The organism is Jiella pacifica, from assembly GCF_010500815.1.
Lineage (GTDB): Bacteria > Pseudomonadota > Alphaproteobacteria > Rhizobiales > Rhizobiaceae > Jiella > Jiella pacifica.
Window position 1 is genome coordinate 69,978 of record NZ_JAAAMG010000005.1, and the last position, 26,314, is coordinate 96,291.

Consider the following 26,314-nt stretch of genomic DNA (forward strand, 5'->3'; position numbering starts at 1 on the left):
ACCGGGCCGGGCGTCGAAGAAGGGGGTCAGTAGGGAGCATCCTCCGGCCCGGTCGCCACATAGACCGATTTCACCTGGCCGTAGTGCGACAGCGCCTCGCGGCCGTTCTCGCGGCCGATTCCGGAACGCTTGACGCCGCCGAAGGGCATTTCGACCGGCGTCAGATTGTAGGCGTTGACCCACACCGTGCCTGCCTGAACCCGCGACGCCACCCGGTGGCCGCGCGAAAGATCGCGGGTATAGATGCCGGCGGCAAGGCCGAAATCGGTGGCGTTGGCTCGCGCCACCACTTCCTCCTCGTCCGCAAAGTCCAGGACGCACATCACCGGGCCGAAGATCTCCTCGCTGGCGATCCGCATCTCGTCGGCGACGTCGGTGAAGACCGTCGGCTGGACGAACCAGCCGCTTTCGAGGCCCGAGACGGTCGCGGCGCCGCCGCCGCAGGCCACCGTCGCGCCCTCCTGTCGTCCGAGTGCCATGTATTCCAGGACCTTGTCGTACTGCGCCTTGGAGACCAGCGGGCCGAGATGGGTCTCGGGATCCATCGGATTGCCGAGGCGTATCTCCCTCGTCCGCGCCACGAGCTTCTCGACGAAAGCAGCGCGAACGCTGCGATCGACGAAGACGCGGGTGCCGTTCGAGCAGATCTGGCCGGTGGAATAGAAGTTGCCGAGGATCGCGCCGGAAACCGCCGCGTCGAGATCGGCGTCGGCGAAGACGAGGATCGGCGACTTGCCGCCGAGTTCCAGCGTCACGTGCTTGGTCGTCCCGGACGCAGCCTCCATCACCCTGGCGCCGGTGCCAACCGAGCCGGTGACCGAGACTTTCGCGATGGCAGGATGGGACGACAGCGCGGCGCCAAGTTCGCCCTTGCCCTGCAACACGTTGAACACGCCGTCCGGCAGGCCCGCCTCGGTGTAGATCTCGGCGAGCTTCAGCGCCGACAGCGGCGTCACCTCCGAGGGCTTGAAGATCATCGCATTGCCACAGGCGAGGGCCGGCGCGCTTTTCCACGAGGCGATCTGGATCGGATAGTTCCAGGCGCCGATCCCGGCGCAGATGCCGAGCGGCTCATGGCGGGTATAGGCGAAGCCGTTGGGCAGTTGGATGTGGGCCCCGCGCATGTCGGCTGCGAGCGCTGAGAAATACTCGATGCAGTCGGCGCCGGAGGCCGCGTCGGCGACGCGGGTCTCCTGGATCGCCTTGCCGGTGTCGAGGGTCTCGATCTGGCTGAGCTCCTCGTTCCTCTCGCGCATGAGTTCGGCGGCCCGGCGCAAGACCCGCGAGCGCTCGGCACCACTCTTTGCCGCCCATTCGGCCTGGCCGCGCCTCGCCGCCTCGATCGCCCGTTCGAGCATGGCCGGGGTCGCCGCATGAAGGGTCGCCAGCGTCTCGCCGGTGGCCGGATAGAGGCTCTCGAAGCTTTCGCCGGCCTCGTCCTCGACATAGGCGCCGCCGACATAGTGGGAGGCTTGGGGCTGGGCTCGCATGGGGATCTCCTGGCTGCTCGGTCGGGGGTGCGATCTGGGCTTTTGCGGTGTCCATATCGGCCGCAGCGGCCGGACGCCAACACCCTTGCGTCGACACGCTTCCCGCGCAGCTATTCAAATCGGGCAGCTCTGCCGGATCGAAAGCCGTTCGGCGCAGTTTACTTTACCAAATCGAACCATGGGAGATGGACATGGCAAGCCCCGAAGAGATCCGCGAGCGGATCCGCATCACGCCGGAGCCGCAACCGGTGACGGTCTATTTCAACGACGTTATCATCGCCTCGACCAAGGAAGCCCTGCGGCTGGAAGAAAAGGGCCACGATCCGGTCTACTACATCCCGCGCGATCGGGTCGAAATGGCTTATTTCGAAGCGACCGACAAGCACACCACCTGCCCCTACAAGGGCGAGGCAAGCTACTGGACGATTTCGGCAATGGGCCGCGCCGGGGCAAACGGCGCATGGTCCTACGAGACGCCGCATGAGGGCGTGAAGGAGATCGCCGGCCACATCGCCTTCGACAAGAACGCCGTGCGGATCGAAGTGGACGAAGCCCCGACCAAGCAGGACTGGTAGAGACGATCGGCGAGGCCGCAACGGCCTCGCCTTCACACAAACGGATCCCCGCCCTGCCTATTGCGTCTTCATGCCGGCATGCCCGGCATGATCGTCCTTGCCCATGGCGTTCGGCTTGTCGACCGCGAGTTCGACCGTCACTTCGCCGGCCTTCTCGAACTTCAGCGTCAGCGGAACCCGCTCGCCCTCCTTGAAAGGTCTTTGTGGCTTCATCAACATCAGATGATAGCCGCCAGGCTTCAGCGTGATGGTTTCGCCGGCCGGAATGATCAGCCCTTGCGTCAGCGGGCGCATCGTCATGACGTCGCCCTCCATCTTCATCTCGTGGACGTCGACCTTTTCGGCCGCCGGCGTCGAGCCGCCGAGGAGCGTGTCGTCGGTCGTGCCGGTGTTTTCGATAGTCATGTAGCCGCCGGCGACCGGCGCGTTGGGAAGCGTCGCGCGGCTCCAGGGATGGCCGATCTCCAGATCGCCGGTCTTGAAGGAATGGGCACTTGCCGTCGTGACGACGGCAATGGCGGCTGCGGCGACAATGGCCAAAACGGTGATGCGCATGGGATGTTCTCCGAATGAAACGTCCGCGCCGGTCTTCGGCTGCGGTGGACAGGTTTTTCGCTGTTTCAGGCGGAGGATGCGGGCGGGCCGCGCAGGCGGAGTTCGCCCGGCGGCAGCGCACGGGAGAGATGCGTGTCTTTGTAGAGCGCGCGCGACGTCAGGACCGGCCGATCGGCAAAGACTGCCGGCTCGACGATGGGGGGCGCGAGGACGGCATGGGGGGCCGACGAACTGCAAAGGGTGGCGCAGGGACAGTCCGGGCAGTGCCCCGAGCCGTCGCCAGATGTCTCGCCAGCAAAACCTGCCCACCCGGCCGGAACCGGAGCGCCCGAGCATAACACCTGCGGCCCGCCGCCGAACGCCACGTCCAGGCAGGCCTGACCGGCGGCAACCGTCTGCAGCAGCATGAGCTGGACGATGACGGCGACCAGGGCCGCCGCCGAAGACCGGTCACGAAAGAATTGCCGCAGGGCCCGCATAACGGGTTTGTGGCAGAGAACCGGGCAGGTGTCATCTGCCGAGTGCGGGAGGTGGGGTCTTTCCGGCGGGCCGGTTACCGGGATGAAGGTCGCAGCTCGGCGATCGGGGGGCCTCCTCGCGCGTTTCGGGTTTGCCTAGCCGTCATCCCTCGCCCTTCGACAGGCTCAGGATGAGGGAAGACCAACGCTGCGGAACTCGTCACCATCCCGCTCTGCACTGCCGCCATCCGCACGTCGGGAACGATCTCGCAGTGACGGCTGCCGCCGCCTCCAGCTCTCCTCCAACGCCGGCCGCTTCAGCAGCCCCTCATCCTGAACCTGTCGAAGGACGAGGGGCGCCAGACGCAGCCTGTTGCCAGTCCCGGCAAACTTCCGTGAGGCGCTTGAAGCGTCGGCCACCTCTGGTTACGCCTTTCCCATGACGTTCCATCGCGCCCTTGTCCGCCTCCTTGCCGCCCTCGCCCTCCTCGCCGCGCTGGGCGCCGCCCCGGCATCAGCCTTCGAGACCAAGGCGCCGACGGCGATCCTGCTCGACGTCGGCACCGGCCACATTCTCTACGAGAAGAACGCCGACGAGCCGATCCCGCCGGCAAGCCTCGCCAAGCTGATGACCGCCGCCGTCGTTTTCGACATGATCAAGAGCGGCGAAGCCTCGCGCAACGACACGTTCGAGGTGTCCGAGAAGGCCTGGCGCGAGGGCGGCGCCAATTCCGGCGGCTCGACGATGTTTCTGCCGGTGCGCAAGCAAGTCAGCCTCGGCGATCTGATCAAGGGCCTGATCATCCAGTCGGGCAACGACGCGGCGATCGTGATCGCCGAGGGCCTCGCCGGAAGCGTCCCGCAATTTGCCGAGAAGATGAACGCCGAGGCCAAGGCGATCGGTCTTTCCCACTCGCACTTCGTCAATCCGCATGGCCTGCCGGCGGAGGGCCAAAAGGTGACGATGCGCGATCTGGCCGTGCTCGCCGACTATCTGATCAAGACCTTTCCGAACGAATATCCGTTGTTTTCCGAGGAGAGCTTCCGTTTCAACGGCATCACCCAGAAGAACCGGAACCCCCTGCTTTCGCTCGGCGCGGACGGGCTGAAGACCGGTCACACTTCGGCGTCGGGCTACGGCCTCGTCGCCTCGGCCAAGAAGGACGGCCGGCGCATCGTCTTGGCCATGTCCGGCATGACCTCCACCGAAGAGCGCGCTCGCGAGGCCAAGCGGCTGATGGATTTCGGCCTGCAGGACTTCGAGGAGGTGACGCTGGTCAAGGCCGGCGAGCCGCTGGGTGGGGCGACGGTAGCGGGCGGCTCGACCGGCACCGTGCCGCTGGTCGCCCGCAAGGACCTGACGGTGCTGGTGCCGCGCGGCAGCCTGTCGGGCGTGGAACGCCGCATCCTCGGCAACGGCCCCCTCCCCGCTCCGGTCGAAAAGGGCCAGCGGGCCGGCTGGGCGATGTTCACCCGCGGGGGCGAGACCTTGCAGGAAGTGCCGCTGTTTGCCGCCGAGGCTGTTTCGCGCGCAAGCGTCCTCTCACGCATCGCCGGGACCATCGCCGACCAATTCGCCCGCGCCCCTGACCCAACCTCCGCCTCGGACTGACGCGTGCCGACCCGAGGCATGCGCCCTGCACATGGCACACCGATTGCGGCTTGACGCGGCGCAACAAAACCTCGATATGACACCCATCACGCCGTGATCGCGCGATCGTCGTTCTTCAAAGCTCATCTATTGAATTTGGAAGCATTCGGCGAAATCGGATCGGCCTGATGGCACTGCCATCGGCCAGCCCGACACGGCCCGCCGACCCGTCCGCCCGCGCGAAGACGGTCGGCACTTTCAGCGGCCCCAAGACCCGGGCCGCATGCATCCAAAGGCATGCTTTGACCTCTCAGAATTTCCAGGCGTTCGGCCTTGCCGACACGCTTCTCAACGCGCTTGCGCAGCTTTCCATCACCGAGCCGACGCCGATCCAGTCCCAGGCGATTCCCGCCGTCATGGCCGGCCGCGACGTTCTCGGCATCGCCCAGACCGGCACCGGCAAGACCGCGGCCTTCTCGCTTCCCGTCATCCACGCGCTCCTCAAAAAGGGCGGCCGTGCGGCCCCGAAGCAGACGCGGGTACTGATCCTGACGCCGACCCGCGAGCTCGCCTCGCAGATCGCCGGCAACGTCAAGTCCTATACCGTCGGCACCAAGATCAGCCACACGACCGTCTTCGGCGGCGTCTCGATCCGTCCGCAGATCATGACGCTCGGCCGCGGCGTCGACATCGTCATCGCCACCCCCGGCCGGCTGCTCGACCTTCTGAACCAGCGCGCCATCGACCTTTCGGCCGTCGAGCACGTCGTCCTCGACGAGGCCGACCGGATGCTCGACATGGGCTTCGTGCGCGACGTCATGAAGATCGTCGCCAAGCTGCCCTCCGAGCGCCAGTCGCTGCTCTTCTCCGCGACCATGCCGCGCTCGATCGGCGATCTCGCCGCCAAGATCCTGACCAAGCCGGTGCGCGTCGAAGTGACGCCGGAAGTCGTGACGGTGGAAAAGATCGCCCAGAGCGTCTTCCTGGTCCCGCAGAAGGCCAAGAAGCACTGGCTGATCGACAGGCTGTCGGACCAGAGCCTGTCCAGGGTGGTGATCTTCACCCGCACCAAGCACGGCGCCAACCGGCTGGCTGGCGATCTTGAAAAGGCCGGCATTCCGGCGCTGGCGATCCACGGCAACAAGAGCCAGGCCGCCCGGCAGAAGGCGCTCGCCTCCTTCCAGCAGGGTTCGGCCCGGGTTCTCGTCGCCACCGACATCGTCGCCCGCGGCATCCATGTCGACGAGATCAGCCATGTGGTGAATTTCGAGCTGCCGGAAGAGCCGGAGAGCTACGTCCACCGCATCGGCCGGACCGCTCGGGCCGGCCATTCGGGCATCGCGATCTCGCTGATCGATCCGTCCGAGCGCGCCAAGCTCAAGGCGATCGCCCGGTTGACCGGCCAGACGCTGGAGCCGCAGAAGACCGACTTCGTCGTACCGGAAGGTGCGATGAACGAAGTCGAAGACCGTCCAGCCCGCGACGCCCGGTCGCCGCGGGGCCGCAACGGCCAGCAGCAGCGCCGCGGCAACGGCGCCCAGGGCGCACCGCGCAACGCAAATGCCGGCGAGAACCGCCGCCAGGACAAGCCGGGCGGCAACCGTCGCCGCAGCGGTGGTGGTGGCGGGCAGCGCCGGGCCGTCGCCGGCGCCTGAGTCCTGCCAGCCTGACAGAATGAACGAGAGCGCGGAGGCAACTCCGCGCTCTTTTCGCGTTCAGAGGCTGCCGGAATGGCAGAACGTCGGGTGCAGCCGCCCGGCGCGTTCTTCGGCGCGTTGCGCCGCAAGCGCTCAATCGCCATATCCTGATTCAAGTTGAACGTTAGGAGACGCCGATGGCCGAGACGGTGAAGGTCGACATTCCCCACAAGCTCACGCGCGAGGCGGCGAGAGCCCGCATCGAGGGCGGGTTCGCCAGCCTGCGCCAGGACATGCTCGGCGGGATGGTGAAGTTCGAGGACACCTGGGAGGGCGACCATCTCGATTTTCGCGCCCGCGTCATGGGCCAGTCCGTCACCGGCCGCCTCGACGTCCTCGACGACAACGTGCATGTCGAGATCGACCTGCCAGGCTTCCTCGCGGCGATCGCCGGCAAGCTGAAGGGCAAGCTGCAGAAGGAAGGGACGCTGCTTCTCGAAAAGAAGTAGCGCGCGAGGCAAGGCCCGTTACGGCGATGCGGCTTTCACGGTCTTCAGGCTCAAACCGACGGGCGAGGACGCCAATGCGCCCGCCCGTCGATGACGGCGAATGCCTTTCGGCATCAGCCCTTGCGGCTGGCGGCGGAGAGCGCCGCGTCCCGCATCTGCGTCAGCGTCTGGCGCGGCGTCAGCGCCTCGGGTGAAATCACCAGATCGAGGACGGCGCCGGTCGGCGAGGCGAGCGCCCGCTCGAAGGCGGCGGCGAAATCCTCCGTCCGCTCCACCCGCTCGCCGTGAAACCCATAGGCCCTCGCCAGCATGACGAAGTCCGGGCTCTCCATGTCGGTACCGGAGACGCGCGCCGGATAGTGCCGCTCCTGATGCGCACGGATCGTGCCGTAGATGCCGTTGTTGAGGACGAGGACGATCGGCTGGGCGCCGGCCTGTCTGGCGGTGGCCAGTTCCTGCGAGGTCATCTGGAAGTCGCCGTCGCCGGCAAAGCAGACGACGGTGCGCTCCGGGTGGACGAGTTTGGCGGCGATCGCCGCCGGGACGCCGTAGCCCATGGCGCCGGACTGCGGTGCGAGCAGCCGCGCCTTCGGCCCGTATTTGAAGAACTTGTTCGGCCAGACGGCGAAATTGCCGGCGCCGTTGGCGAGGATCACGTCGTCGGGCAGCACCTCGCGCAGATGCGCCGTCACCTTGCCCATGTCGACGGGCGAGGGAAGATCGGGAAGCTCGAAGCCGGCTTCGAAGGCCGCGCGGGCGCTCTCCCGCCACGCAGACCAGTTGCCCCTCACCGGCTGCATCGCGCCGAGCGCGGCGGCAAAGGCATTCGGGCCGGCATGGATGCCGAGAGCGGGCCGATAGACCTTGCCGATCTCCCGGTCCGAGCCGTGGACGTGGACGATCCGCTGCGCCGCCTCGGGAACTTCGAAGAGCGTGTAGCCGTCCGTCGAGTTCTCGCCGAAGCGGTTATTCACGGCGAGGATGACATCGGCCTCACGCAGCAGTTTCTTCACCGCCGGTGCCATGCCGACGCCGGCCTCGCCGCAGAAGGTCGGGGAGAAGTTGTCGTACTGGTCCTGATAGCGGAAGACCGAGACGACGGGGATGTCGGCCGCCTCGGCGAAAGCCTGTAGCTTCGCCGCCGAGCCGGCCTGCCAGTTGCAGCCGCCATAGAGGATCAGCGGTCGCTCCGCCTCGCCGAGAATCTCGCTAAGCTTTGCCATCGCCGCACGCGAAGGCGCCGGCTCGAAGATCGCCGCCGGACCCGGCAGCGGGACCACGTCGGTCGGCGTCGTCAGCATGTCCTCGGGCAGCGCGATCACCACCGGGCCGGGGCGGCCGGTCGTCGCGGTGATCCAGGCGCGCGAGATGATTTCGGGGATGCGTTCGACCTGGTCGATCTCGACGGCCCATTTCGCCATGGTGCCGAAGACGGCCGCGTAATCCAGCTCCTGAAAGGCCTCACGGCCCTTCATGTGGGTGCCGACCTGGCCGACGAGGAGGATCATCGGCACCGAATCCTGCATGGCGGTGTGAACGCCGATCGCCGCATTGGTGGCGCCAGGGCCGCGGGTCACCATGCAGATGCCGGGGCTGCCCGTCAGCTTGCCGTAGGCCGCGGCCATGAAGGCCGCCCCGCCCTCCTGCCGGCACAGGACGTAGTCGAGCCGGCCCTTGGTGTCGTGGAGCGCGTCGAGGACCGCCAGATAGCTCTCGCCCGGCACGCCGAAGCTCTTGGTGGCGCCGAGCGCCAATAGACATTCGACGAGAAGCTGTCCGCCGTTTCGCATCGATCGAACTCCTTTCCACTGACCCATTCGGGGGATGCGACAAAGCCGCGACGAGCCGCGCGACGAACCGAAGTTCGCATCGCCGTGGAGATGACAGGAACTCCCGAGGCCCGCAATCCCTCTCGTCCGTCCCGCCGCCGCCGTCGTCGCTTGCGGCCGCTCCCGGCCGGCCGCTTGCCGCGGGGGTATTCGGCCCCTCGATCGTCACCGCTTCCCCCGCAAGGACACCGGCGCATCGCCTCCCGGCATCAGCGGCCCGTCGCCGTCAGCAGCGTGCCGCCGAGCGCCCGGCCACTCTTGCCGAGCTGATCGCGCAATCGCTCCCGGGCGGCGGGACTGACGACGGCGATCGGCGCCGACACGCCGGCGCCGATCGCCGAGCCGACCCCCTGCGCCGCGCCGAGCACCACCGCCCCGGCGGTCTCGGAAAGGTCCGGCCGCGAGCCGGCGATGTCATCACCGGCGGCGAGCCGCTGGCCGATCGCCACCACCATGTCGGGGCTGTCGGCGAAGTTGATGTGGTTGAGCCCGTCGGAACTCGTGGCCGCGCTGAGGTCGATGGCGGTAATGCCGCGGCGGATCAGGACGTCGCGGACGGCGGGCCTGGTGATGTCGATCGCGCCCAGCCGCTGGCTGCTCCCGGCGATGCGGCGGGAGACGTCGAGCGCGACGTCGTCGGTGGCGGTAAAGATGGTGATACGCTGGGAGGCCCTGCCGATCTGGTCGAGCTGCTTGACGAACACGTCGACATCGACGTCCGGCGAGGCGAGGATGATGTTGGAGAGCTTTTGCGGAAGCGTGCCGCCGCGGCGGATGGCGAGCTGACGGACAGCTTCCATCGCCAGCCATCCGCCCATGGAGTGGGCCAGGATGGTGACATCCTTTACGTCTGGACGGGCGGCGACCTGGCCGATCATGCTCTCGAGTTCGTCGCGCGAGAAGTTGGCGCTGTCGCGGTCGTAGAGATAGTCGAAGACCGAGCCGCCCGACGGCCAGGTGAAGAGAACCGGCGCGGCGTCGATGGGCAGGTCCGTGGCGATCTGGGCGAAGCGGAAGACCGCGTCCTCAAAGGTGTTGTTGAACCCGTGGACGAAGATGATCACCCGCTTCTTCGGGCGGGCGACCCGCTCGTACCAGCGTTTTACGCCCGAAGGCGACAGGGATTCGATCTTCTGCGTGACGAACTGCGTCGCGGGATTACCGGGGTTCTGCGGCGGGTAGATCACCTGGCCCGGCTTGCGGACGCTGTCCGGTGGAACCGAGACGACGACGTCTTCGTACGAGACCGTCTCGCCCCGCCGGCCGCTGAAGATCTCACCCCGCACCTTCGACGGCGCCCGCGTCGTCGCGACCAGCATATCGACGCGGTGGGCGCCGGGGGCGGTTTCGGCCACCGGTTGAAGGGTCGTGCGCGGCACGCCCGCGCAGCCTGCGAGAAAGAGGATCGATACGACGAGGGCCTGAAGCGGAACGGCACGATACATGAAGCGTTCGCCTTGTCTGTCATGAGAGGCTCGCTCGGCGCGAGCCCCGCCGCGTGTGTGCCCCGGCATCGCGGCTGGAGAGATGCGGGACGTCCTCGCTCGCATCCATCGGGCACTGTTCGTCTCCCGTCCGCCGTGTCCGAGTGAGCACCCGTCGAGTAGACGATGGCGCTCCATTCTTGAAGGCTTGGCGGCCATCGTGCCGCCGATCCCTTGCGACCGTTGCCTTCGGGACATGATCGGCGGATGCTGCGGCCGGCGGTGCAAGCAGCCGTCGCCCAACCGATGCGACGATGGAAGGCCGGCTTGGGACGCTCTGCAGAAGGCTCGCGGCGGCGTCCGGAAGGGGCGTTCGACGACCGGTTGGTGTTCGTCCGGCCGTGCATCTGAGGAGTGATTCCTCACACGCAACGGCGTGTTCCCTTCAACTTTGACACAATTCCGAAACGTGATCTGAAACCGAAATCGGTATCCCTCCAATCAGTCGATAACTGGAGGCTGACATGCCGACATTGACCTCTCTTGCAAAGCTGTGTGCCGTCGCTCTTCTCTGCTCGACAACCTCCCAGGCCCATGCCGGCGGCATCGGCGGCCTCGGCCGCTCTCTCGACCGGATCGACGCCGTCAAGCGGATCTCGATGCAGCGTCCGACGCTCGCACCGTTTTCCTACGTCTTGTTCTGCCAGCAGAACCCGGGCGATTGCCGCGGCGGCGCGACCGACGTGATCACGATGACGCCGTCGACCCGCCAAACGCTCGCCGCCATCAACCGGCACGTCAACCGCTCGATCGAGCCGCGGCACGATCGCACCGACGTTTGGAGCGCAGATTCGGCAAGCGGTGATTGTGAAGACTACGCCCTGACCAAGCGCCGAGCGCTGATCCGAGCCGGGCTGCCGGCATCCGCGCTGTTCATGGCCGTCGCACGGACGCGCGCCGGCGAAGGACACGCGGTGCTCGTCGCACGCACCACGGCCGGCGATCTCGTGCTCGACAACCGCAGCAATGTTCTGCGCGAGTGGTATCGCACCGATCTGTCCTGGCTGAAGATCGCCTCCGGCGAAAACCCCCGCCTCTGGTACGCGGCCCGCTGACGGCGGCCTCATTCTTCGCCGGAGCGCTGTCCGCTTGTCGTGCTCGTCCTGCGGCCGAGGCGGAATACGTCGTCCGATCGAGCCTCGAATCCCATCACGGCGCACTCGGTTCCCGGATCGACCGCTGGGGCCGCGATCGTAAGCCCCGCTTCGAAATCACGGTGGAAAAGATCAAGCCTTCCTTCAGCTTCATTCGGTAGTTTATCCTCCCGAGATCGAAAGGATGCGGCCGATGACACTCTTGGCGTCCGTCTCACTGATCGTTGGAATCGCAGCGGGAGTGCGCGGGAGCCTGTCATGGGCCGTGGTCCTTTCCCTCGCCCTGTTGCTGACCGGCGGCGCATGCGAATTGGCAAGCGGTTTTTCTTTCCTGGCCGCTTCAGCGATCGCATTCGGTATCATGGGGATCTTTCAAGCTGCCTTTGCGCTCGCGGCCGTGTTGGCCGAAGTGGCAACGAGAAAGGCTGCGCGCCGGGAACTGGCCATACGCGAGTCGACGCCACTGGGTCTTTTCTCGAACGCGGCCGAGCGCTTGAACTGACAGCGCGATATTGTGCCGCAGGTGGATCAAGGCTGCCACTCTGTTGCGATATCGCAACTATTCGTCACCTAAAGATATCATTTTGATGGAATGAGACAGAACCGCTGGAGACCCTTCAGCCGTTCCCTGTCATATCATGTCCTGCACGTTGCGCCGGTGCGGTCGAAGGGCGCCCGGCCCGCGAAAGACCGCATGGTGGTCGCCGCACAATCGTTTGGGGACGGAGCGATGAAATTGGCAACCCGTATCGGTCTTGGCGTTGCCAGTCTGGCGTTGCTTGCCGGTTGCAGCAGCCTTCCGAACTCCGGCCCCCACGACGATGCGATACGAACGCAGGCTTCGCTGACGATCGGCGAAAAGCATCCCGTCTCCTATGGCTATGCGCTGGTGGATCTTTCGGACACCGTCCTGCAGGCGATCGGCGGAGAGCGCGGAAACGACACCTTCAAGAGCTTCGGCGGCGGCCGCGGAGGAGCACCGACAATCACGCTCGGTGTCGGCGACGTCATTCAAATCACCGTCTACGAATCCCAGCCCGGAGGTCTGTTCATCCCGGCCGAAGCCGGCAGCCGGCCGGGCAACTACGTGACGTTCCCGTCGCAGACCATCGGCAAGAACGGTTACATCACCGTTCCTTACGCCGGGTCGGTCCGCGCCGTCGGGCGCTCCCAGTCGGACATCGAGGCCGACATCGTCTCGCGCCTGGTCGATCGCGCGATCGAGCCGCAGGTGACGCTTTCGGTCGTGGAACAGAAGGCAGCCAATGCCTCGGTGGTGGGAAGCGTCAATACGCCGAACGCCTTCGCCGTCAGCCAGGGCGGCGACACCATCCTCGACATGATCGCGCGCGCCGGCGGCATCAGGGGCGAACCCTACGAGACCTATGTGACGCTGCAGCGTCGCGGGAAAAGCGCCACGGTCGCCTTCAACAAGCTGATCGCGACGCCCAGCGAGAACATCTACACGGCTCCCGGCGACACGATCTACGTCTATGGCGAACAGAAAATCTTCATGGGCTTCGGCGCGTCGGGACAGGTCGGCCGTTTCCCCTTCGGGCGGGAGAACCTCAATCTGGCGGAAGCGGTCGGCCTTGCCGGCGGGCTGCTCGACAACCGCGCCGACCCCGGCGCGGTGTTCATCTACCGAATGGAAGAGATGTCGGTGCTGGAGCGCCTCGGCATCGACGTCAGCCGCTTTGCCCGGTCGGAAGAAAAATTCTCCACCGCGAAGGTCCCGACCATCTATCAGGCGAACTTCCGCAAACCGGAGATTTTCTTCCTGGCGCAGCGGTTCTTTATGGAACCGGACGACATCCTATATGTCTCGAACGCCGATTCCGTCGAAGTTTCCAAGGCTCTCGGAGTCTTGGGCACGGTCACCGCACCGGTCATTTCCGTCGCCAACTTCACGAACTGAGCCAAATCGGCCCCTCGCGGGCCACTTGGCCGGCGACACGCACCCCCGCGTTTACCCTCCCGATGTCCTGCCGGCGTTCTGGATGATTTTCCGCCTTCGTGGCTCGATACCGGCCATCGGCATGATGCGCATCAAGGCGGCAGCCGGGGGTGGCAGGGCGCCGGCGACTGCCTCGAGATCGGCCAAACATCCCCACTTCGCCAATGTGAGGAGATCGCGCTCGAAGATCGCCTCGACGCCTGGAAGTCCCCGCCCCTGGAGCGAACCGACAAACCGGATCCGCTGCATCAGCACCGCAGCGTCGTAGGGCGTGATCAGGGCGGACAGTTCGAGAGAGCGGGCGACGGTTGTCGGCGGTTCGCCGAGCGCAGCCTCGAGCATAGCGGCATACAGCCAGGTCGCGCCATCCTGGGGAGCGCAGCGCAAGGCGTGCCGGACGCGCGTCAATGCCGTCTCCTGCGCGATTCTCACCCGGGTGGGATCGGCATTCGACGGAGCCGCCAGGAGATCGGCCCGCGCGAGTTCGAGGATGGCGAGGCTGCGGTCGAAGCGGGGGTCGCAGTCCTTCCGCGATCCGACGGAGGCGAGATAGCCTTCGAGGAGATCGGCGGAATTTCGCCACAGACGCGGCCGTGCCATGAGATCGCCGGCGGCGCTGATGGCCGGCACGTCACGGCGGACCTCCGCGAAGAGGAACGCGCACAGCAACGCCAATCCCACGGCCAGGACGGCAAATATAATGCGAAGCATTCTCACCGCTTCGCTCTACTCATGAACTGTAATACCGGGCGTATGCCTTGTCGTAGTAGCCGAAGTGATGATAGCCCGAATAGAGTTTCATCTTGGCCACATCGACTTTATTGAAGAGAATGCCGACGCACATTTCGTGAAGACGCGGATCGTTCTCGAGCGCCGCCTTGACCAGCTTCCGGTCGGTCTTGCCCCATTCGACGACGAAGACGAGCGCATCGAGAAGATGTGCTGCCGCGCGGGCGTCCACCACCGCCCCGAGCGGCGGGAGATCGACGAAGACATACTCGTAATGACCACCGGCCTCGCTCAGGAGGGCGCGCATGCGCGGCGAGGAGACGAGATCGCCCGTATGGGAGATCGAGCGGGACGGCAGGGTCGGGATGAGTTGCAGGCCCGAGTCCTCCTCCGTCACGAGCACGTCCCGCCAGGGCCGGTTCCCCCGCAGAACGTCGATCAGGCCCTCGCTCGCGCCGGTGACGGCACCGCGGGTCAATCCGGGATTTCGCAGGTCGCCGTCGATCAGGAGAACTTTTGCACCGCTGCTCGCCACGAGCGAGGCGAGATTCTTCGCCACCGTCGTCTTGCCCTCGTTCGGCAGGATCGAGACGATGCCGACGATCTTCGGCGATTTGTTGCCGATGACCAGATCGCAGGCGACCTTCGTGGTTCTCAGCGTCTCGGCAAAGGCCGACAGGGGGGCGTCGATGCTTTGACGCAGGACCGGGTCGCGCGCATCGACCCTCGCCGTTCTCGCAGCTGTGGCCGATGGCTCGGCCCGACGATCCTGCCTCGGGGCCCGCCCGGACGGTAAGACGTTCAGGGCGCCGATGAACTCCAGTCCCAGTTCGTCTCGGACCTGATCCCCGGTTCGGAAGACCCGGTCGCGGAATTCCGCCAGCGCTCCGAGACCGCCGCCGACGGCAGCGCCGGCGAAAGCGGCCAACGTCAGCACCAGTGATGCCCTCGGATGAGTTTTGTCGCCGGGTGCCGCAGAGCTCAGAATGCGCGCCTCGCTGATCGGAAACGTATTGCGCTGGACGGTCTCTTCGTAGCGCGCGACCAGCGTGTCGTGGAGATTGCGATAGGTCGAGGCCTGGCGTTGCCGCTCGCGCAGCTCGGTCTGGGTCTCGGTCGCGGCGGCCGTCGTGCCGGCCAGCCGCCGGACCTCCTCTTCGAGCGCCGCCACCCGATTCTTTGCGACCTCGAGATTGCTGCGGTAGACTTGCGCGATCCGCTTCAACTCCTCGAAGATCAGACGCTCGTACTGGTGCATCTCGCCGCTCAACTTGCGAGCCTGCGCATGGTTCGGCCCGAGCCGCCCGGCAATGTCCTGGTAGCGCTTCGAAGCATCGAGATAGCGCGAACGCAGATCCGAAATGATGCCGCTGGCAAGAGCCTCGGAGACCGCGGCATCCGTCTCCCGGTTGTCGATGATGTCGCGGATGCGGCTGTAGCGCGCCTCCGCCTCTCCAGCCTCGGCCCGGGCAGCGATCAACTGGCCGTTGACACCGGTGAGTTGCTGATCCGAGAGCAACTCGCCGCTCGCCGACATCAGGTCGTGCTCCTGGCGGAACTGCTGGACGGCGATGTCTGCCGCATTCGCCTGCTGCTCGGTGTCGGCGATGCGCTCCTGAAGCCACACGCCCGCGCGGCGTGTCGCCTCATAGGCCGCATCGAGCTTGTCGTTGATGTAGGCCTCCGCGTACGCATTGGCGATCTGCCCTGACAGCCCTGAATCTGCCGACGTGTAGGATATGTCGAGGACGTGGGTGCGGTTCACCCGACCGACTTGGAGATTGGCCCGCAGCTTGGCGACCGCCGCCCGGCGCAGCGCGGCGTCACGTTCCTCCTGCGGAATCAGTTGCTCCCCAGGTCCGCTTGCGAGCGACATCTCGTCCGAGAGCTTGCCGGCAAGCAAGGCGAGATTGTCGGTCGCGATCGAGAACAGATTGCCGTGACGGCTGTTGAAGACCCCGTTGTCGAGGAGCTTCAGACGATCGACGACGGCTTCGGCGATCTTCTCCGAGCGCAGCACCTCGACCTGGCTCTCGACCATCGCTTCGTCGAAGACCATGTCGGGCATGACGCTGGCCTCCTGTGCGCTGCGGCTCTCCCGGGTGTCGATCAGCAACTGCGTCGAGGACGTATAGAGCGGGACGGCGGTGAGCAGGTAGGCGGCACCGAGAAGGACACCAAGCAGCACAAACACCGCCACGAGCCAGGCGCGCCGCCTCGCCGCGGCGATCAGTTGCTCGAGGTTGAGGCCCTCGTTCTCAGCGATTGGCGGCCCATAGTCGGGCTGGATCGACGGCCGCTGTGTTTGAAGCATTTGAGATACTACTCCCTGAGACGAAAATGGCTTCCGGCCCCTTGATCGGCCGAAAGCCATCCGGACCGGCGAGGTCCGGGAAAATCCATAGGCGGGGGTGTTACCGCGTCGGGCTGACGATGATCGTCGCCGGATTTCCGTCGTCATCCGACCCATCGCCGTTCGGCGAAAGACCCGCGAGAAACCCCGTTCCGCCGCCATCAAGACCACTGCCCGAAGCGGTGACCGACTGGAGGTTCGAACCCGTACCGCCGGTTCCCGCAGAGCCGCCGATCTCCCCACCGGTCTCGCTACCACCGCCTCCGACATCACCGGCGCCCCCTCCGCCACCTGCCGACGCTGGCGAGCCGAGAGCGAAGGTTTCGACGTCGTTCTGGCGCCCGAGGAAAGCGGCTTGAAGCTCGCTCAGGCCGGATTGCGCAACGAGTTCCTGGATCCTGGCAGCCGTCTCCGGATCGGTTTCGACGAGGGCCAGAGCCGCAGCTGCCAGACCACGACCGATCGCCTCCTGTGTCGCGGCACCGGACCGGCTGCTGAGAGCGATGATCTCCTCAACGGTTTCGACATCCGTGACGGCCAGGAGGCGGACCTCGTTGACCAGCCCCTGCCCTGCCAGCGGATGGCGCCGCAGGAGCCCGGCAGGGTTCCGGAGAAAGCGGTCGACTGCCTGCCGGCCGGGGGTCCGTTCGTCGAGCGCCGGCGGCTGGACGGAGGCTTGCCCATCCCCGTCCATTCGGCCGGGCTGCGGGTCTTCGACACCGGTACCTCTGCCGTCCGCCGGCGCCTGGCTTTCGGCCGGCGGATTTGCGACGACCGTCGCTTGCGCAGCCGCCCCGCTCTCCCGCGGCGGGGCATCGACCGTCGGCCCTTGCGCCGCCGCGTCCTGAGCGGATGCGGCCGGCGGCACCACGATCAGCGCCGAGGTCGCGACGAGCGCGGCCCTCCCGAAAGTTGTTATCGATCTGACGACCATGGTCAAACTCCTCGAACGGGAACGGTTGCGGGCGGCGAATGATTGCAAACCACGGGTCCAACGGTGCTCGGTCCGCAGACCGTTGCTGCGAACGGCCTTCGATCTTGCGCGTTCGTCTTGCGCCGCGCGCGCCTTCCGGCGAGCCGGCCGAAGCGCGCATCACCGGATGCGGTACGGCCGCTCCGTATGAATTCTCGCCGGCCGTCGGCGGCGAGATCGCGATGAAACCATGGCGAGCATGGCAAGGTAGATCATCGCAGGATATTGGATCAGGAGGTCGATGCTGAAGACCGCCGCCTGATTTTCGGGAATGCTGCGCAGCAAAGAGAAGACGACGAGGCCGCTGGTGATCATCAGCATTTCGCGATCCCGGAAGGGTACGGTGCGATGGTCGAGATTGAGCTTCGCCATGCAGAGCAGCGCGGCCACGATCGCCACGACGAATCCCGCAGCCCCGATCATGCCGGCACAAAGCAGCGCATAGAGCAGCGCGTTCTGGGCGTTTCCGACATCGGGGAAGATCCGGTCGGCCTGGGGTCCGTAGCCGATCAGCGGCGAATCCCACCATCGGTCCAGAGCGTTCTGAAAGATCACGTCCCGGCCGCTCATCGTTGAGAAGCCTTCCGCACCCTGGCCGCGCGTGATGTGCATCCAGAAATCGACGAAGCCGTTTTCCCGCGTCCCGGCGAACACCATCAGGGCGACGATCCCGGCGCACACAAAGCCGAGTTTCTGGAGCTTCTTCGGGCCGAAGAAGAGGACGAAGGTCATCGCGCCGGCAAAGGCGAACACCGCGCCACGGGCCTGCATGATCCACAGGATGGCGAGAGCGGCGGCAAGGACGATGATGGCTGCGAACCGCTGCCATCCGCGCCGCGAGACGATGAAGATCAGCGCGATGATCGCCGGCACCGCCGCCATCCTCGCAAGTCCGGTCGAGCGGGACATGCCGAGGCCGCCGTCCGGATCGTAGCGCGTGATGGCACCGTAGGCGGAACCGCTGTCGTCGATGAGAACGTCTCGCGCCAGAAACAGCAGCGTCGCCAGGACGAGACAGGTGGTGATCCAGGACAGCCAGTTCAGCCGGCGGGCGAAATCCAGCGGGTCGGGGCTTCGCAATCCCTTCTCGACGGTGGCGAGGGTGGCGAGGAAGGCGAGCCCCCAATAGGCTTGGCCGAACCAGTTGCCGGCGCCGGTCGCCGCGAGCGTCATGACGAGACCGTAGAACCAGAAACCGTATTCTACGGGCCCGCGCGGCAGGCGACGGCGTCCGGCGCCGAGCGTCAGGCCGGCAAGGACCAGCGCCAGGAGTGGAAACGAGGCGCGCAACGCGTTGATGCTGGCACTGGTGCCGTCGCCGAAACCCGAAAGGTTCCAGGGGCCGGTGTTGATCGAGAGCCACAAGGCCATCCAGAGCATCAGCGGGAAGGTCGCCCAGTCACGCATTCGAAATCGCGGCGAAGTTCGTGCATCGCGGCGGCGCGCGATTCGGCGCGGCAGGGAATGTCTCCGCCACCCGGCCTCCTCGAAGCGGACAGCCCTCGTCACGCGGCCGTCCGCGTCTTCTGCGCAGCCTCTGCCAGGACGCGCTCGTAGATTGCGGCCAGACGCTGTCGATTGCGCGCGAGGCTGTAGTCTGCTGCGCGCCCGAGAGCTGCCTCGGCCATGGCGAAGCGCTTCGTCTCGTCGGCTTCGAGTTCCATGACGGCCGCACCAAGGCCGGACACGAGCGCCTCGATCGTCCGCGGTGAGACCTTGATGCCGCAGGCGGGCGTCACGACCTCGGAGAAGCCGCAATGATCCGGACAGACGACAGGAAGACCCAGCGCCAGACCTTCGAGCAGCACCGTCGAGGTGAGATCCTTCAGGCTGCTGATCGCCAGGACGTGCCCTTCCCCCATGATTCGAAGCGCCTCTGTGCGCGGCACCATGCCGTGCCAGACGCAGCGGCCGGACAGCCCGAGTTCCTCGGCCCGCCGCGTCCATGCCGCTCGCAGCGGCCCGTCGCCGAGGACGTGCAGCTCGAAATTCGCCCGCCCGGCGATCGGCGCGAGCGCGTCGAGCAGAAGGTTCAACGCCTTGCCGGGCAGATGCAGGCCGCTCCAGACGATCTTCAGCGGCTCGCCCGCCTGCCGCCTCGGCGGGCTCGCGGGGCTGAGCTGGACCGGCGCGACGACCTCGCTGATCACCGTTGCTTCGGTGCCGTAGAGCGCCCGCAGCTCCGCCGCGATACTGCCGGTTGCGGCGATCAGGCCGGGACCTGCCGCCCTTGCGGCGCGGCGCGGCGACTGCAGCCAGCGGCGCTGGGCCGAATTGATGAGGTTGCGGCCGCCATAATAGACGATGCCGCCCCGCCTCATCGCAGACAGGAGGCGCCAGGGCGTGTTCTCCAGACCGCCGATCGGCCCCCAGACGAAGGGCAGGCCGAGCCGCCAGAGATGGCCGGGAAAGCGAAAGCCGACATAGGTCAGCTGGTGGACGAGATCGAAGTCTTCTCGCGCCAAGAGGTCCTTCGCCACCGTCAGCGCGTCGCGCTGCCACCCGGCATAGGCGAGATTCATCACCGGCTTGGTAATCGAGCCCTCGATCCTCTTCCACAGCGGCGTCGGGCTGTAGTGCCAGGCCCGGTGCGGCACGAAGACGAAGCGCGGATTGTCGTTCGGATCGCAGGCCGCCTCGATGTCCTTGCGGTGGAACTCGGCGGTGATCACCGTGGCGCGATGCATCGCGGCGATCGACTGGACCCAGTTCCAGCCGACGGCTTCTTCGGAGCCGCGAAGGGGATTGCAGGCGTAGGCGGCGACGAGGACGGACCGTCCTTCCGCACCACCAGCCTGGCGAGGAGTCGCCGCGCCGACCTCGCGCAATCCGCGGCCTGCAGCCTTGTGCCGCTCGCCACCATCGGCAGCAACCTCGGGCCGTTCCAGCATGATCGTCACGCGTCCCCCGATCATGCCAGCCGGACGAACCAATCGTCCCACAGCGAGGCCGCGGACGAGGCGTTGCGAAAGCCTCGGTCGGCCATCAGGCGGGCGACGGCCTCGCGCTTTTCGGCATCGAAATTGTGCTCGACCACGACGAAATCGACGGCGTAGCGGGTGAAATCCAGCCCCTGAAGCACGTTCAGCTCCGAGCCTTCGGTGTCGATCGAGAGGAACTGGATCCGCTCCGGGACCGAATGGCGCTGGAAGATCTCCGTGAGCGTCGCCGTCGGAACCTCGACGATACGCCCCTCGCGCCGGCGATGATCCCTGCCGGTGCCGTTCGTCAGGCCAGACAGTTCGCCCGAGCAGACGAAATCCATGCTGCCGGCCGCATCGAAGGCGGCACTGGTTTCGAGGGATGCCGACCGCGACGCCCGGATCGGATCGTGGAATGCGGGGTTCGGCTCGACCAGCAGGCCGTCCCAGCCGAACTGCTTTTCGAACAGATGGGTGTTCGACAGATGGATGCCGTCACCGACTCCTACCTCGACGAAGAAGCCGCCTCGGTCTGGCACGCCGAAATGCTTCAGATAGGCGAGATCCTGAAGGATCTGCGCCCTCTGGTGCAGGCCGTACTGCATGAACAGGGCGAAGAGCTCCGGATCCTTCTCGAAGACGACGTTCTTCAAGCCCCATTCGCCGCCGGTCCGGCGATTGAGCTCCGCAAAGCTCGCCACCGGATTATAACGATCGAGACGCAGCGACAGCCGGCTGAACGGGTGCAGCACCGGCGACAGCGACCCGAATGCCGAGGCAAAACGCGAGGCGACCTTCGCTGCCCTCATGACGTTGCCGTCCGATCGGTCCGAAACAGGGTGCGGGTTCGGTTGCCGATCATGCTCAAAACCTCGGCGAGGTTGCCGCGCAGGCGCCCCGCATCCTCGCCCCTGCCGACGAGCGCCCCGCCGAACGTCATGGCCGTGCGAATGCCGGCCCCCAGCCAGAACTGCCAGCGCGACAGTCCGTGCTTACGGACGATGTAGTGGCGGTTGCGGATCTCGATGCGGCCGAACCAGAAGCGCGACTTGCGCCCGCCTTCCGCCGGCACATGGAGATAGGTCGCCTCCGGCAGGATGGCGAAGCGGCCTCTGCGGCGCGCCTGGAGGCTGAATTCGAGATCCTCGAGATAGCTGTATTGTTCGAAGAACTCGTCGAAACGCAGATCGCGGATGGCGGCGACCCGCCAGACGACGGCCCCGGAGAGCAGCCAGTCGACCTCGGTCAGGCGATCCACGAACAGCAGCCGCGTGTGCCAGCCGGACGGCGTGATGGCGCCGACGCGATCGGAATACAGTCCGAGAGATCTCGCCAGCCCGGTGGATTTCAGCGCGCCATAGCCGATCCTTGCCTCATCCTCGGTGGGATTGAAGCCGAGACCGACGAACTCTTCGCCGAGCCTCGCACTTTCCCGGCAGGCGATCTCAAAGGCCTGCGGGTTTAAGGTCAGGTCGTCGTCGATCAGGGCGACGAGGTCGCAGCCGGGCAGCACCGCGTCGAGCCCGGCATTGCGCTGGGCTGCAGCCGAAGGCGGCCAGTGCCGCAGGTAACGGCAGGAAAGGCCGGAGGCGGCGGCAAGACGGCGGATTTCGGGGCAGAATTCCTCGTCCGATCCATCGACGATCGTCACGTCATCCGGCCACCGCGTCTGTTCGGCGAGATTGGCGAGCAACGTCGCCAGTTCGCGCGGCCGGTTGCGGGTCGGAACGACCACGGAGAGTTTCATCGCGGGAGCACCTTCGCCGGCTGGATGGAAAGACATTCTTCGATCAACGCCAGCGCCTGCCCCGCGAAGGCCTCCTGAGAAAACATCACGCCCCGCTTCGCCAATCCCGCCCGGATCGCCGTGATTTCCCCGGGTCGGCGCAGCATCCGGTCGATCACCTCGACCGCATGATCGGCATCGTCGAAGGTGAGGCGCTCGTCGCCGACGATCTCTGCCGGCGCGCTGCCGCCCGGCACGAAGGGGACGAGCCCCGCCTTGATCATCTCGGCGACGGCGATGCCGAAGGCCTCGCGCTTGCGCACATGCAGGGCAAAGCCATGACGGCCGAGGAACTCATGCTTTGCGTCGCCATAGAGTCCGCCGGCGAGCCGCACCCAGTCGCCTGCCTGCCGCGCCTTTTCGGCGACGTGGCGGCCATAGGCGTCCGCGCCAAGCCGACCCACGACATGAAAATCGAAGCGATGCCCTCGCTCACGGACACCGGCCAGGATATCGATCGCCTCGAGGATGCGCTTGTCGGGCGCAATCCGGCCGAGCATGACGAAGTCGCCGCTGCGCTCCTCGCCGCAAACCGGCGCCGTATGCACCGGCGGGTAGATCACGCGGCTTTTCAGACCGTGCCGCTCCCGCAGGAGATTTGCGGTCCAGCGCGAGTTGGCGACGACGACGTCCCCGTCTCGGTGGACCGGCCGCATCCGGCTGCCGGCAACGGCATTGCAAAGGCCGAGATAGGCCGAGCGGGCGACACCCGGCCGTTGCATGACGCCTCGCAGGCCGGGCGAGCCCGGATCGAAGCTGCGTCGGATATCGTCGTCCCAGGAAAAATCGGCGACGAAGTGTATCCCCGGCCGGCCGAAATCGGCGAAGTTGTAGGCGCTGATGCAAAGGTCGAAGTCACTGCCGATCCGCCGGACGAAGCGCCCGAAGAAGGCCGCGCGCAGGGCGTCGCCGCCATTGGCCCGGGCGAGGATTTGCGGCATCGGCGCGGTCATGACGGCGATCTTCTGCGGGTCGACGGCGGTTTGATAGGCAAGGTTGAGACGCTCCGGCTCGAAGGGCGCGCCGGTGACCAGCGTCGTCCGATGGCGATCCTGCAGCGCTTCGAGGAGCGCCATCGCCCGCGCCTCTGATCCCCCTGCCCCGAGACCGGGATGGGCGACGAGGATCCTCGCCCTCGCATCACGCGGCGCGGGGCGCATGTGCGGCCTTCGAAAGGATGAAGTGAGGCTCCTCCGGCGCCAGGCCCCAGGTCTCGATCTCGGCGGGCGAGAAGACGTCTTCGGGCCGAAGCACGTCGACCGCAAAGCCCGCGGCCTGGAACCTGTCGACGATGTCCATGCCGTAGAAGCGCACGTGATCCTCCGCCCCGAATTGGAGAATGCGCTCGCTTGGCGTGTCGGGATCAAGGCTCCGCCAGTCTCTCGTTCGTTCGGCACCGGCCGCGACGGGCACGGTGATCAGTGCCTTTCCTTCCGGCTTCAGGAGACGATGAAGTTCCGCGATCGCGCGCTCGTCTTCCTCCACGTGTTCGAGCACGTGGTTGCAGATGATCAGGTCGTGGCTTTCCGGGGGCAGCCGCGTCGCGCGGATGTCGAGGATCGCATCCGGTCGCACGCAGATGCCGGGAATGAAGCTGACCATGAAGTCGGCCTTCAGATAGGCGGAAGGTCCCGTTCGGCGCAGCAGCCGATCGAGACAGAACTCCGGCGCAAAGTGCAGGATCGAGTGGCCGGCGACGTCACCGAGCCAACCGATGCCCAGGAGCCTGGCCTGGAAGCGATGGCGCGGCAGCGAGTTGCAGTAGGGGCAGCGAACGTCCGCGCGCCCGTAGAAGTGCAGAAACCGGCGGATCTTCAGGCCGCAGCAGGTGCAGATCCGCCCGGTCCCCAGCGAGAGGGGCAGCTTGGCGAGTTGCTCGAGCCGCCGCATCCGCTGACGGGCGGCGGGCGGCACGATTTGCTTCAGGAGGGCCTTCACCGCGACGCACCCGCTGCGCCCGGGCTCTCTCCGCCGGGCAGCCGTTCGAAGAAATAGAAATCGGCGAAGCTTTCGTCCGGCGCGCCGCGCAAGGCGGGATAGCGGTTCTTCACCACGGCGCAGAGACGCCATTGCGACCGGTTTTGCTCGACCCAGTCGGTGAACCTGCGGTGGCGGACATGGACGGACGGCCCAGGTGCCTCGTGGTTCGAGGCATAGACGGCAACGAACCGCGACGCGGCGTCGAAGAGCGTCTCCATGTAGCGCTCGAAGACCGCGTCCTCGACGAGGTGGTAGACGACGTCGAGCGACAGCGTCATTTCCGCCAGCGACCCGTCATAGTCGGACAGCTGGCAGAAGCGCTTGCGCCCGTCGTCCTGGAACCGGCGCCGGCAGGCCTCGACGGCGGTCGCCGAGACGTCGACGCCGAGATAGTCGGGACATTCCAGCATTTCGAGCTGGCTACCGTCGCCGCAGCCGAACTCGATGACGCTCTCGATCCGGTGCCTGTCCATGAAGGCGTCCAGCGTTTCGGCCTTGAACACCGCAAGGCGGCCGTAGGAGCCGGCGCCGGAGTTGCCGCCCCGCGCATAGCGCTCCTCCCAATAGGCCGCGGAGCCGGCGAACTCGGCCCGCAGCCGTCCGGTTCGTGCGAAGCGGCTCGCGACCCGCAAGATGTCCTGGACCGATCTCATGGTTTCGATACCGCCTTTCCCGGAAAGCCGAATGCGTCGATCATCCGACGGATCTGGCGATCGTTGCCGGCGCCCTCCCCGACATTGTGGTGGGAGAGCGAGTCGAGCCGGCCGGCCGGCCAGAACATCGGTGGCGGCGAACCGATCGCCTTGGCGACGGCCCCGGTCGAACGCATCATCCAATAGAGCCAGACGTCGTCCGCCGAGGGACACAGCGTCATGAAGAGATCCTGCCGGCAGACGTCCGGAGCGAAGACGGCGGGAGGATAGAGAACGCCGCCGCCGCCGGTCGGAAAGATCAGCGGCGAGGCTTCCTGGCTTCGGGTCTCCCAGTCCCACCCTCCGTAGGATCGCGGCAAACCGTCTTCATGGAGCCTGATCCGATGCGCCCTGTGACAGACGACCTCGTCGTCGTGGCGCCACCCGTCGACGAGCCCCTTCAGCCAGTCGCGCTCGTAACAGGCGTCGTCGTCGGCGGTTACGACGAAGCTCTCCGGATGCTCGCGCAGGGTCGGCACGATCTTCTTGTAGGAGCGAAGGTCCTCGCAGAAGCGGATCGTCAGGCCGAATTCCTGAAGCCGCAGGATGCGAGGCGTCAGGCGGTCCCGGTCCTCGTGGGAGATCCACAGGATCACCGCATCAGGTCGGACCGACTGCGAGAGCAGGCACTTCAGCGTGAGCGGAAGCAGGTGAAAGCGGGGCGGATAGGAGGTGAGCGAGACGATCAAAGGGCGCGAAAGGCCGTGGGGGGTGCCGGCATTCTCATCCACGTCGCGATAGCGCCAACGGCAATACTGGACCCAGCGATTGGCGTGGAAGACCGCCGATCGCGCCTTGCGCCGCGCGACGCGGACGAACCTGCCGATGGAAGACGCCGGCTTTGCGATTTTCAGCACCGGCCTAGCCTCGCAGCCGGCGCTTGACGGTCCGCAGAAATCGCGCCGCCCCGCCGGCAAATTCCAGCGCGACGCCAGAGGAAAGATTGATCCGCGCCGTCGCGCCGCCCGGTTCGAGATTGGCGGCGATCGCCGCCCGCGCCGCTTCCTCGAACATCGCCACCAGTTCGGCATCCGTCGGCCGCTCTGCCATGTTCGTGTAGTAATGGTCGGGGCCGACCCGCGTGATCCTCTCGTATCCGGCGTCGCCCAGAAATCCTGCCACGTCGTCGCCGTCGCTCTGGTAGTTCTCGATCTGCAAAAGGGCCTTGCGCGTCGTCAGCACTTGGCGGGCGCCGCGAAGAACCTCGAGCTCATGGCCCTCCACGTCGATCTTCAATCCGATGCGCTCGCCGAACGCGTCGAGCATCGAATCCAGCGTCACGCATTCGACGACACTCTCGGCGATGCCCGCCGCATGGATGCTCGTCGACTTGATGCCGTTGGCGCCGGAATAGTCCCCGACCACCTGGAAAACCGCCTGGCCGGATGTGCTCGACGCGGCGAGGCGGTGCGTGTGTACCTTCTGTGCCAGGCCATTCAGCACGATGTTCCTGCCGAGCTCCTCGAAGCTCTTGCCGTTCGGCTCGAAGGCGTGGATGGCCCCGACGCCGGCGAGCCTCGACAAGAACAGGCTGTAGGTTCCGATGTTCGCGCCGACGTCGATGAAGGTGTCGATGGCAAGATGCTTCGACAGTTCCAGAAGCAGAAAGGGCTGGATCGGCTCATAGGAGCGGAGGATCTCGTTCCTCGACGCCGAAGGCGCGCCCCACATGAAGGAATTGTACATACGAGTTTCGATCCG

General features: G+C 66.3%; 24 protein-coding genes. 7 read left to right on the forward strand and 17 right to left on the reverse strand.

Translation table 11 applies throughout. The features are described from left to right. Positions 1-26 precede the first annotated feature (26 nt). Positions 27-1,490 carry a betaine-aldehyde dehydrogenase gene (gene betB / locus GTK09_RS07890; protein ID WP_163462522.1) on the reverse strand — a complete coding sequence of 488 codons (1,464 nt, stop codon included), beginning with the start codon at positions 1,488-1,490 and terminating at the stop codon, positions 27-29. Positions 1,491-1,681: 191 nt separating this feature from the next. On the opposite strand from betB, the gene GTK09_RS07895 reads away from it, so the two are divergent. After that, entirely contained in the window at positions 1,682-2,065 is a 384-nt protein-coding gene (locus tag GTK09_RS07895; RefSeq protein ID WP_163462524.1) for a DUF427 domain-containing protein, read from the forward strand. Positions 2,066-2,122: 57 nt separating this feature from the next. On the opposite strand, the gene GTK09_RS07900 is transcribed toward GTK09_RS07895, so the two are convergent. Beyond that, positions 2,123-2,620 carry a copper chaperone PCu(A)C gene (locus tag GTK09_RS07900; RefSeq protein WP_163462526.1) on the reverse strand — a complete coding sequence of 166 codons (498 nt, stop codon included), beginning with the start codon at positions 2,618-2,620 and terminating at the stop codon, positions 2,123-2,125. 65 nt (positions 2,621-2,685) lie between these two features. Continuing rightward, complete coding sequence (locus GTK09_RS07905) at positions 2,686-3,099, reverse strand: hypothetical protein (RefSeq protein WP_163462528.1); 414 nt, start codon at positions 3,097-3,099, stop codon at positions 2,686-2,688. Between the two features lie 418 nt (positions 3,100-3,517). Between GTK09_RS07905 and GTK09_RS07910 the strand changes: the two genes are divergently transcribed. The 3 genes from GTK09_RS07910 (at position 3,518) to GTK09_RS07920 (ending at position 6,815) form a co-directional block, all read left to right on the forward strand. Then, complete coding sequence (locus GTK09_RS07910) at positions 3,518-4,690, forward strand: D-alanyl-D-alanine carboxypeptidase family protein (protein ID WP_163462530.1); 1,173 nt, start codon at positions 3,518-3,520, stop codon at positions 4,688-4,690. Positions 4,691-4,971: 281 nt separating this feature from the next. After that, entirely contained in the window at positions 4,972-6,324 is a 1,353-nt protein-coding gene (locus GTK09_RS07915; protein WP_163462532.1) for a DEAD/DEAH box helicase, read from the forward strand. A gap of 179 nt (positions 6,325-6,503) precedes the next feature. Further along, the gene (locus tag GTK09_RS07920) at positions 6,504-6,815 is read left to right on the forward strand and encodes a polyhydroxyalkanoic acid system family protein (protein WP_163462534.1); all 312 of its coding nucleotides are present in this window, start codon (positions 6,504-6,506) and stop codon (positions 6,813-6,815) included. A 113-nt stretch (positions 6,816-6,928) separates the two neighbouring features. Here the strand turns inward: GTK09_RS07920 and GTK09_RS07925 are convergent, their stop codons facing one another. Together GTK09_RS07925 and GTK09_RS07930 are read right to left on the reverse strand one after the other, a co-directional pair. Next, positions 6,929-8,605 carry a thiamine pyrophosphate-binding protein gene (locus tag GTK09_RS07925; RefSeq protein ID WP_163462536.1) on the reverse strand — a complete coding sequence of 559 codons (1,677 nt, stop codon included), beginning with the start codon at positions 8,603-8,605 and terminating at the stop codon, positions 6,929-6,931. 248 nt (positions 8,606-8,853) lie between these two features. After that, positions 8,854-10,089, reverse strand: coding sequence for an alpha/beta hydrolase (locus GTK09_RS07930; RefSeq protein ID WP_163462538.1), 1,236 nt, complete (start codon positions 10,087-10,089; stop codon positions 8,854-8,856). A 503-nt stretch (positions 10,090-10,592) separates the two neighbouring features. On the opposite strand from GTK09_RS07930, the gene GTK09_RS07935 reads away from it, so the two are divergent. The 3 genes from GTK09_RS07935 (at position 10,593) to GTK09_RS07945 (ending at position 13,140) form a co-directional block, all read left to right on the forward strand. After that, on the forward strand, positions 10,593-11,183 hold the full coding sequence (locus tag GTK09_RS07935; RefSeq protein ID WP_163462540.1) for a transglutaminase-like cysteine peptidase: 591 nt from the start codon (positions 10,593-10,595) through the stop codon (positions 11,181-11,183). Between the two features lie 232 nt (positions 11,184-11,415). Further along, positions 11,416-11,724 carry a hypothetical protein gene (locus GTK09_RS07940; protein WP_163462542.1) on the forward strand — a complete coding sequence of 103 codons (309 nt, stop codon included), beginning with the start codon at positions 11,416-11,418 and terminating at the stop codon, positions 11,722-11,724. Positions 11,725-11,952: 228 nt separating this feature from the next. Then, positions 11,953-13,140 (forward strand): polysaccharide biosynthesis/export family protein, encoded by a 1,188-nt coding sequence (locus GTK09_RS07945; protein WP_163462543.1) that lies wholly within the window; start codon positions 11,953-11,955, stop codon positions 13,138-13,140. A gap of 51 nt (positions 13,141-13,191) precedes the next feature. Here the strand turns inward: GTK09_RS07945 and GTK09_RS07950 are convergent, their stop codons facing one another. The 12 genes from GTK09_RS07950 to GTK09_RS08005 all read right to left on the reverse strand — a co-directional run bounded on the left by GTK09_RS07950 (position 13,192) and on the right by GTK09_RS08005 (position 26,299). Beyond that, entirely contained in the window at positions 13,192-13,890 is a 699-nt protein-coding gene (locus GTK09_RS07950; protein WP_163462545.1) for a hypothetical protein, read from the reverse strand. A 19-nt stretch (positions 13,891-13,909) separates the two neighbouring features. Continuing rightward, positions 13,910-16,222: a Wzz/FepE/Etk N-terminal domain-containing protein gene (locus tag GTK09_RS07955; RefSeq protein ID WP_163462547.1), complete on the reverse strand. Its 2,313-nt coding sequence runs from the start codon at positions 16,220-16,222 to the stop codon at positions 13,910-13,912. 100 nt (positions 16,223-16,322) lie between these two features. After that, entirely contained in the window at positions 16,323-17,195 is an 873-nt protein-coding gene (locus tag GTK09_RS07960; protein ID WP_163462549.1) for a hypothetical protein, read from the reverse strand. 159 nt (positions 17,196-17,354) lie between these two features. After that, positions 17,355-18,641 carry an O-antigen ligase family protein gene (locus tag GTK09_RS07965; RefSeq protein WP_163462551.1) on the reverse strand — a complete coding sequence of 429 codons (1,287 nt, stop codon included), beginning with the start codon at positions 18,639-18,641 and terminating at the stop codon, positions 17,355-17,357. A gap of 98 nt (positions 18,642-18,739) precedes the next feature. After that, on the reverse strand, positions 18,740-20,149 hold the full coding sequence (locus GTK09_RS07970; RefSeq protein WP_163462553.1) for a glycosyltransferase family 4 protein: 1,410 nt from the start codon (positions 20,147-20,149) through the stop codon (positions 18,740-18,742). Further along, entirely contained in the window at positions 20,146-20,964 is an 819-nt protein-coding gene (locus tag GTK09_RS07975; RefSeq protein WP_163462555.1) for an FkbM family methyltransferase, read from the reverse strand. Before GTK09_RS07975 ends, GTK09_RS07970 begins: the two co-directional genes overlap by 4 nt. Next, positions 20,961-21,902, reverse strand: a complete 942-nt coding sequence (locus tag GTK09_RS07980; RefSeq protein WP_163462557.1) for a glycosyltransferase family 2 protein — start codon at positions 21,900-21,902, stop codon at positions 20,961-20,963. The genes GTK09_RS07975 and GTK09_RS07980 overlap by 4 nt, the downstream gene beginning before the upstream one ends. Further along, positions 21,899-23,101 (reverse strand): glycosyltransferase family 4 protein, encoded by a 1,203-nt coding sequence (locus GTK09_RS07985; RefSeq protein ID WP_163462559.1) that lies wholly within the window; start codon positions 23,099-23,101, stop codon positions 21,899-21,901. The genes GTK09_RS07980 and GTK09_RS07985 overlap by 4 nt, the downstream gene beginning before the upstream one ends. Next, positions 23,082-23,879: a class I SAM-dependent methyltransferase gene (locus GTK09_RS27960; RefSeq protein ID WP_163462561.1), complete on the reverse strand. Its 798-nt coding sequence runs from the start codon at positions 23,877-23,879 to the stop codon at positions 23,082-23,084. The genes GTK09_RS07985 and GTK09_RS27960 overlap by 20 nt, the downstream gene beginning before the upstream one ends. Then, positions 23,876-24,574 carry a methyltransferase domain-containing protein gene (locus tag GTK09_RS07995; protein ID WP_163462562.1) on the reverse strand — a complete coding sequence of 233 codons (699 nt, stop codon included), beginning with the start codon at positions 24,572-24,574 and terminating at the stop codon, positions 23,876-23,878. The genes GTK09_RS27960 and GTK09_RS07995 overlap by 4 nt, the downstream gene beginning before the upstream one ends. Then, entirely contained in the window at positions 24,571-25,470 is a 900-nt protein-coding gene (locus tag GTK09_RS08000; protein WP_163462564.1) for a glycosyltransferase family 2 protein, read from the reverse strand. The genes GTK09_RS07995 and GTK09_RS08000 overlap by 4 nt, the downstream gene beginning before the upstream one ends. Before the next feature lie 4 nt (positions 25,471-25,474). Further along, positions 25,475-26,299 (reverse strand): FkbM family methyltransferase, encoded by an 825-nt coding sequence (locus GTK09_RS08005; protein ID WP_163462566.1) that lies wholly within the window; start codon positions 26,297-26,299, stop codon positions 25,475-25,477. Positions 26,300-26,314: the final 15 nt, after the last annotated feature.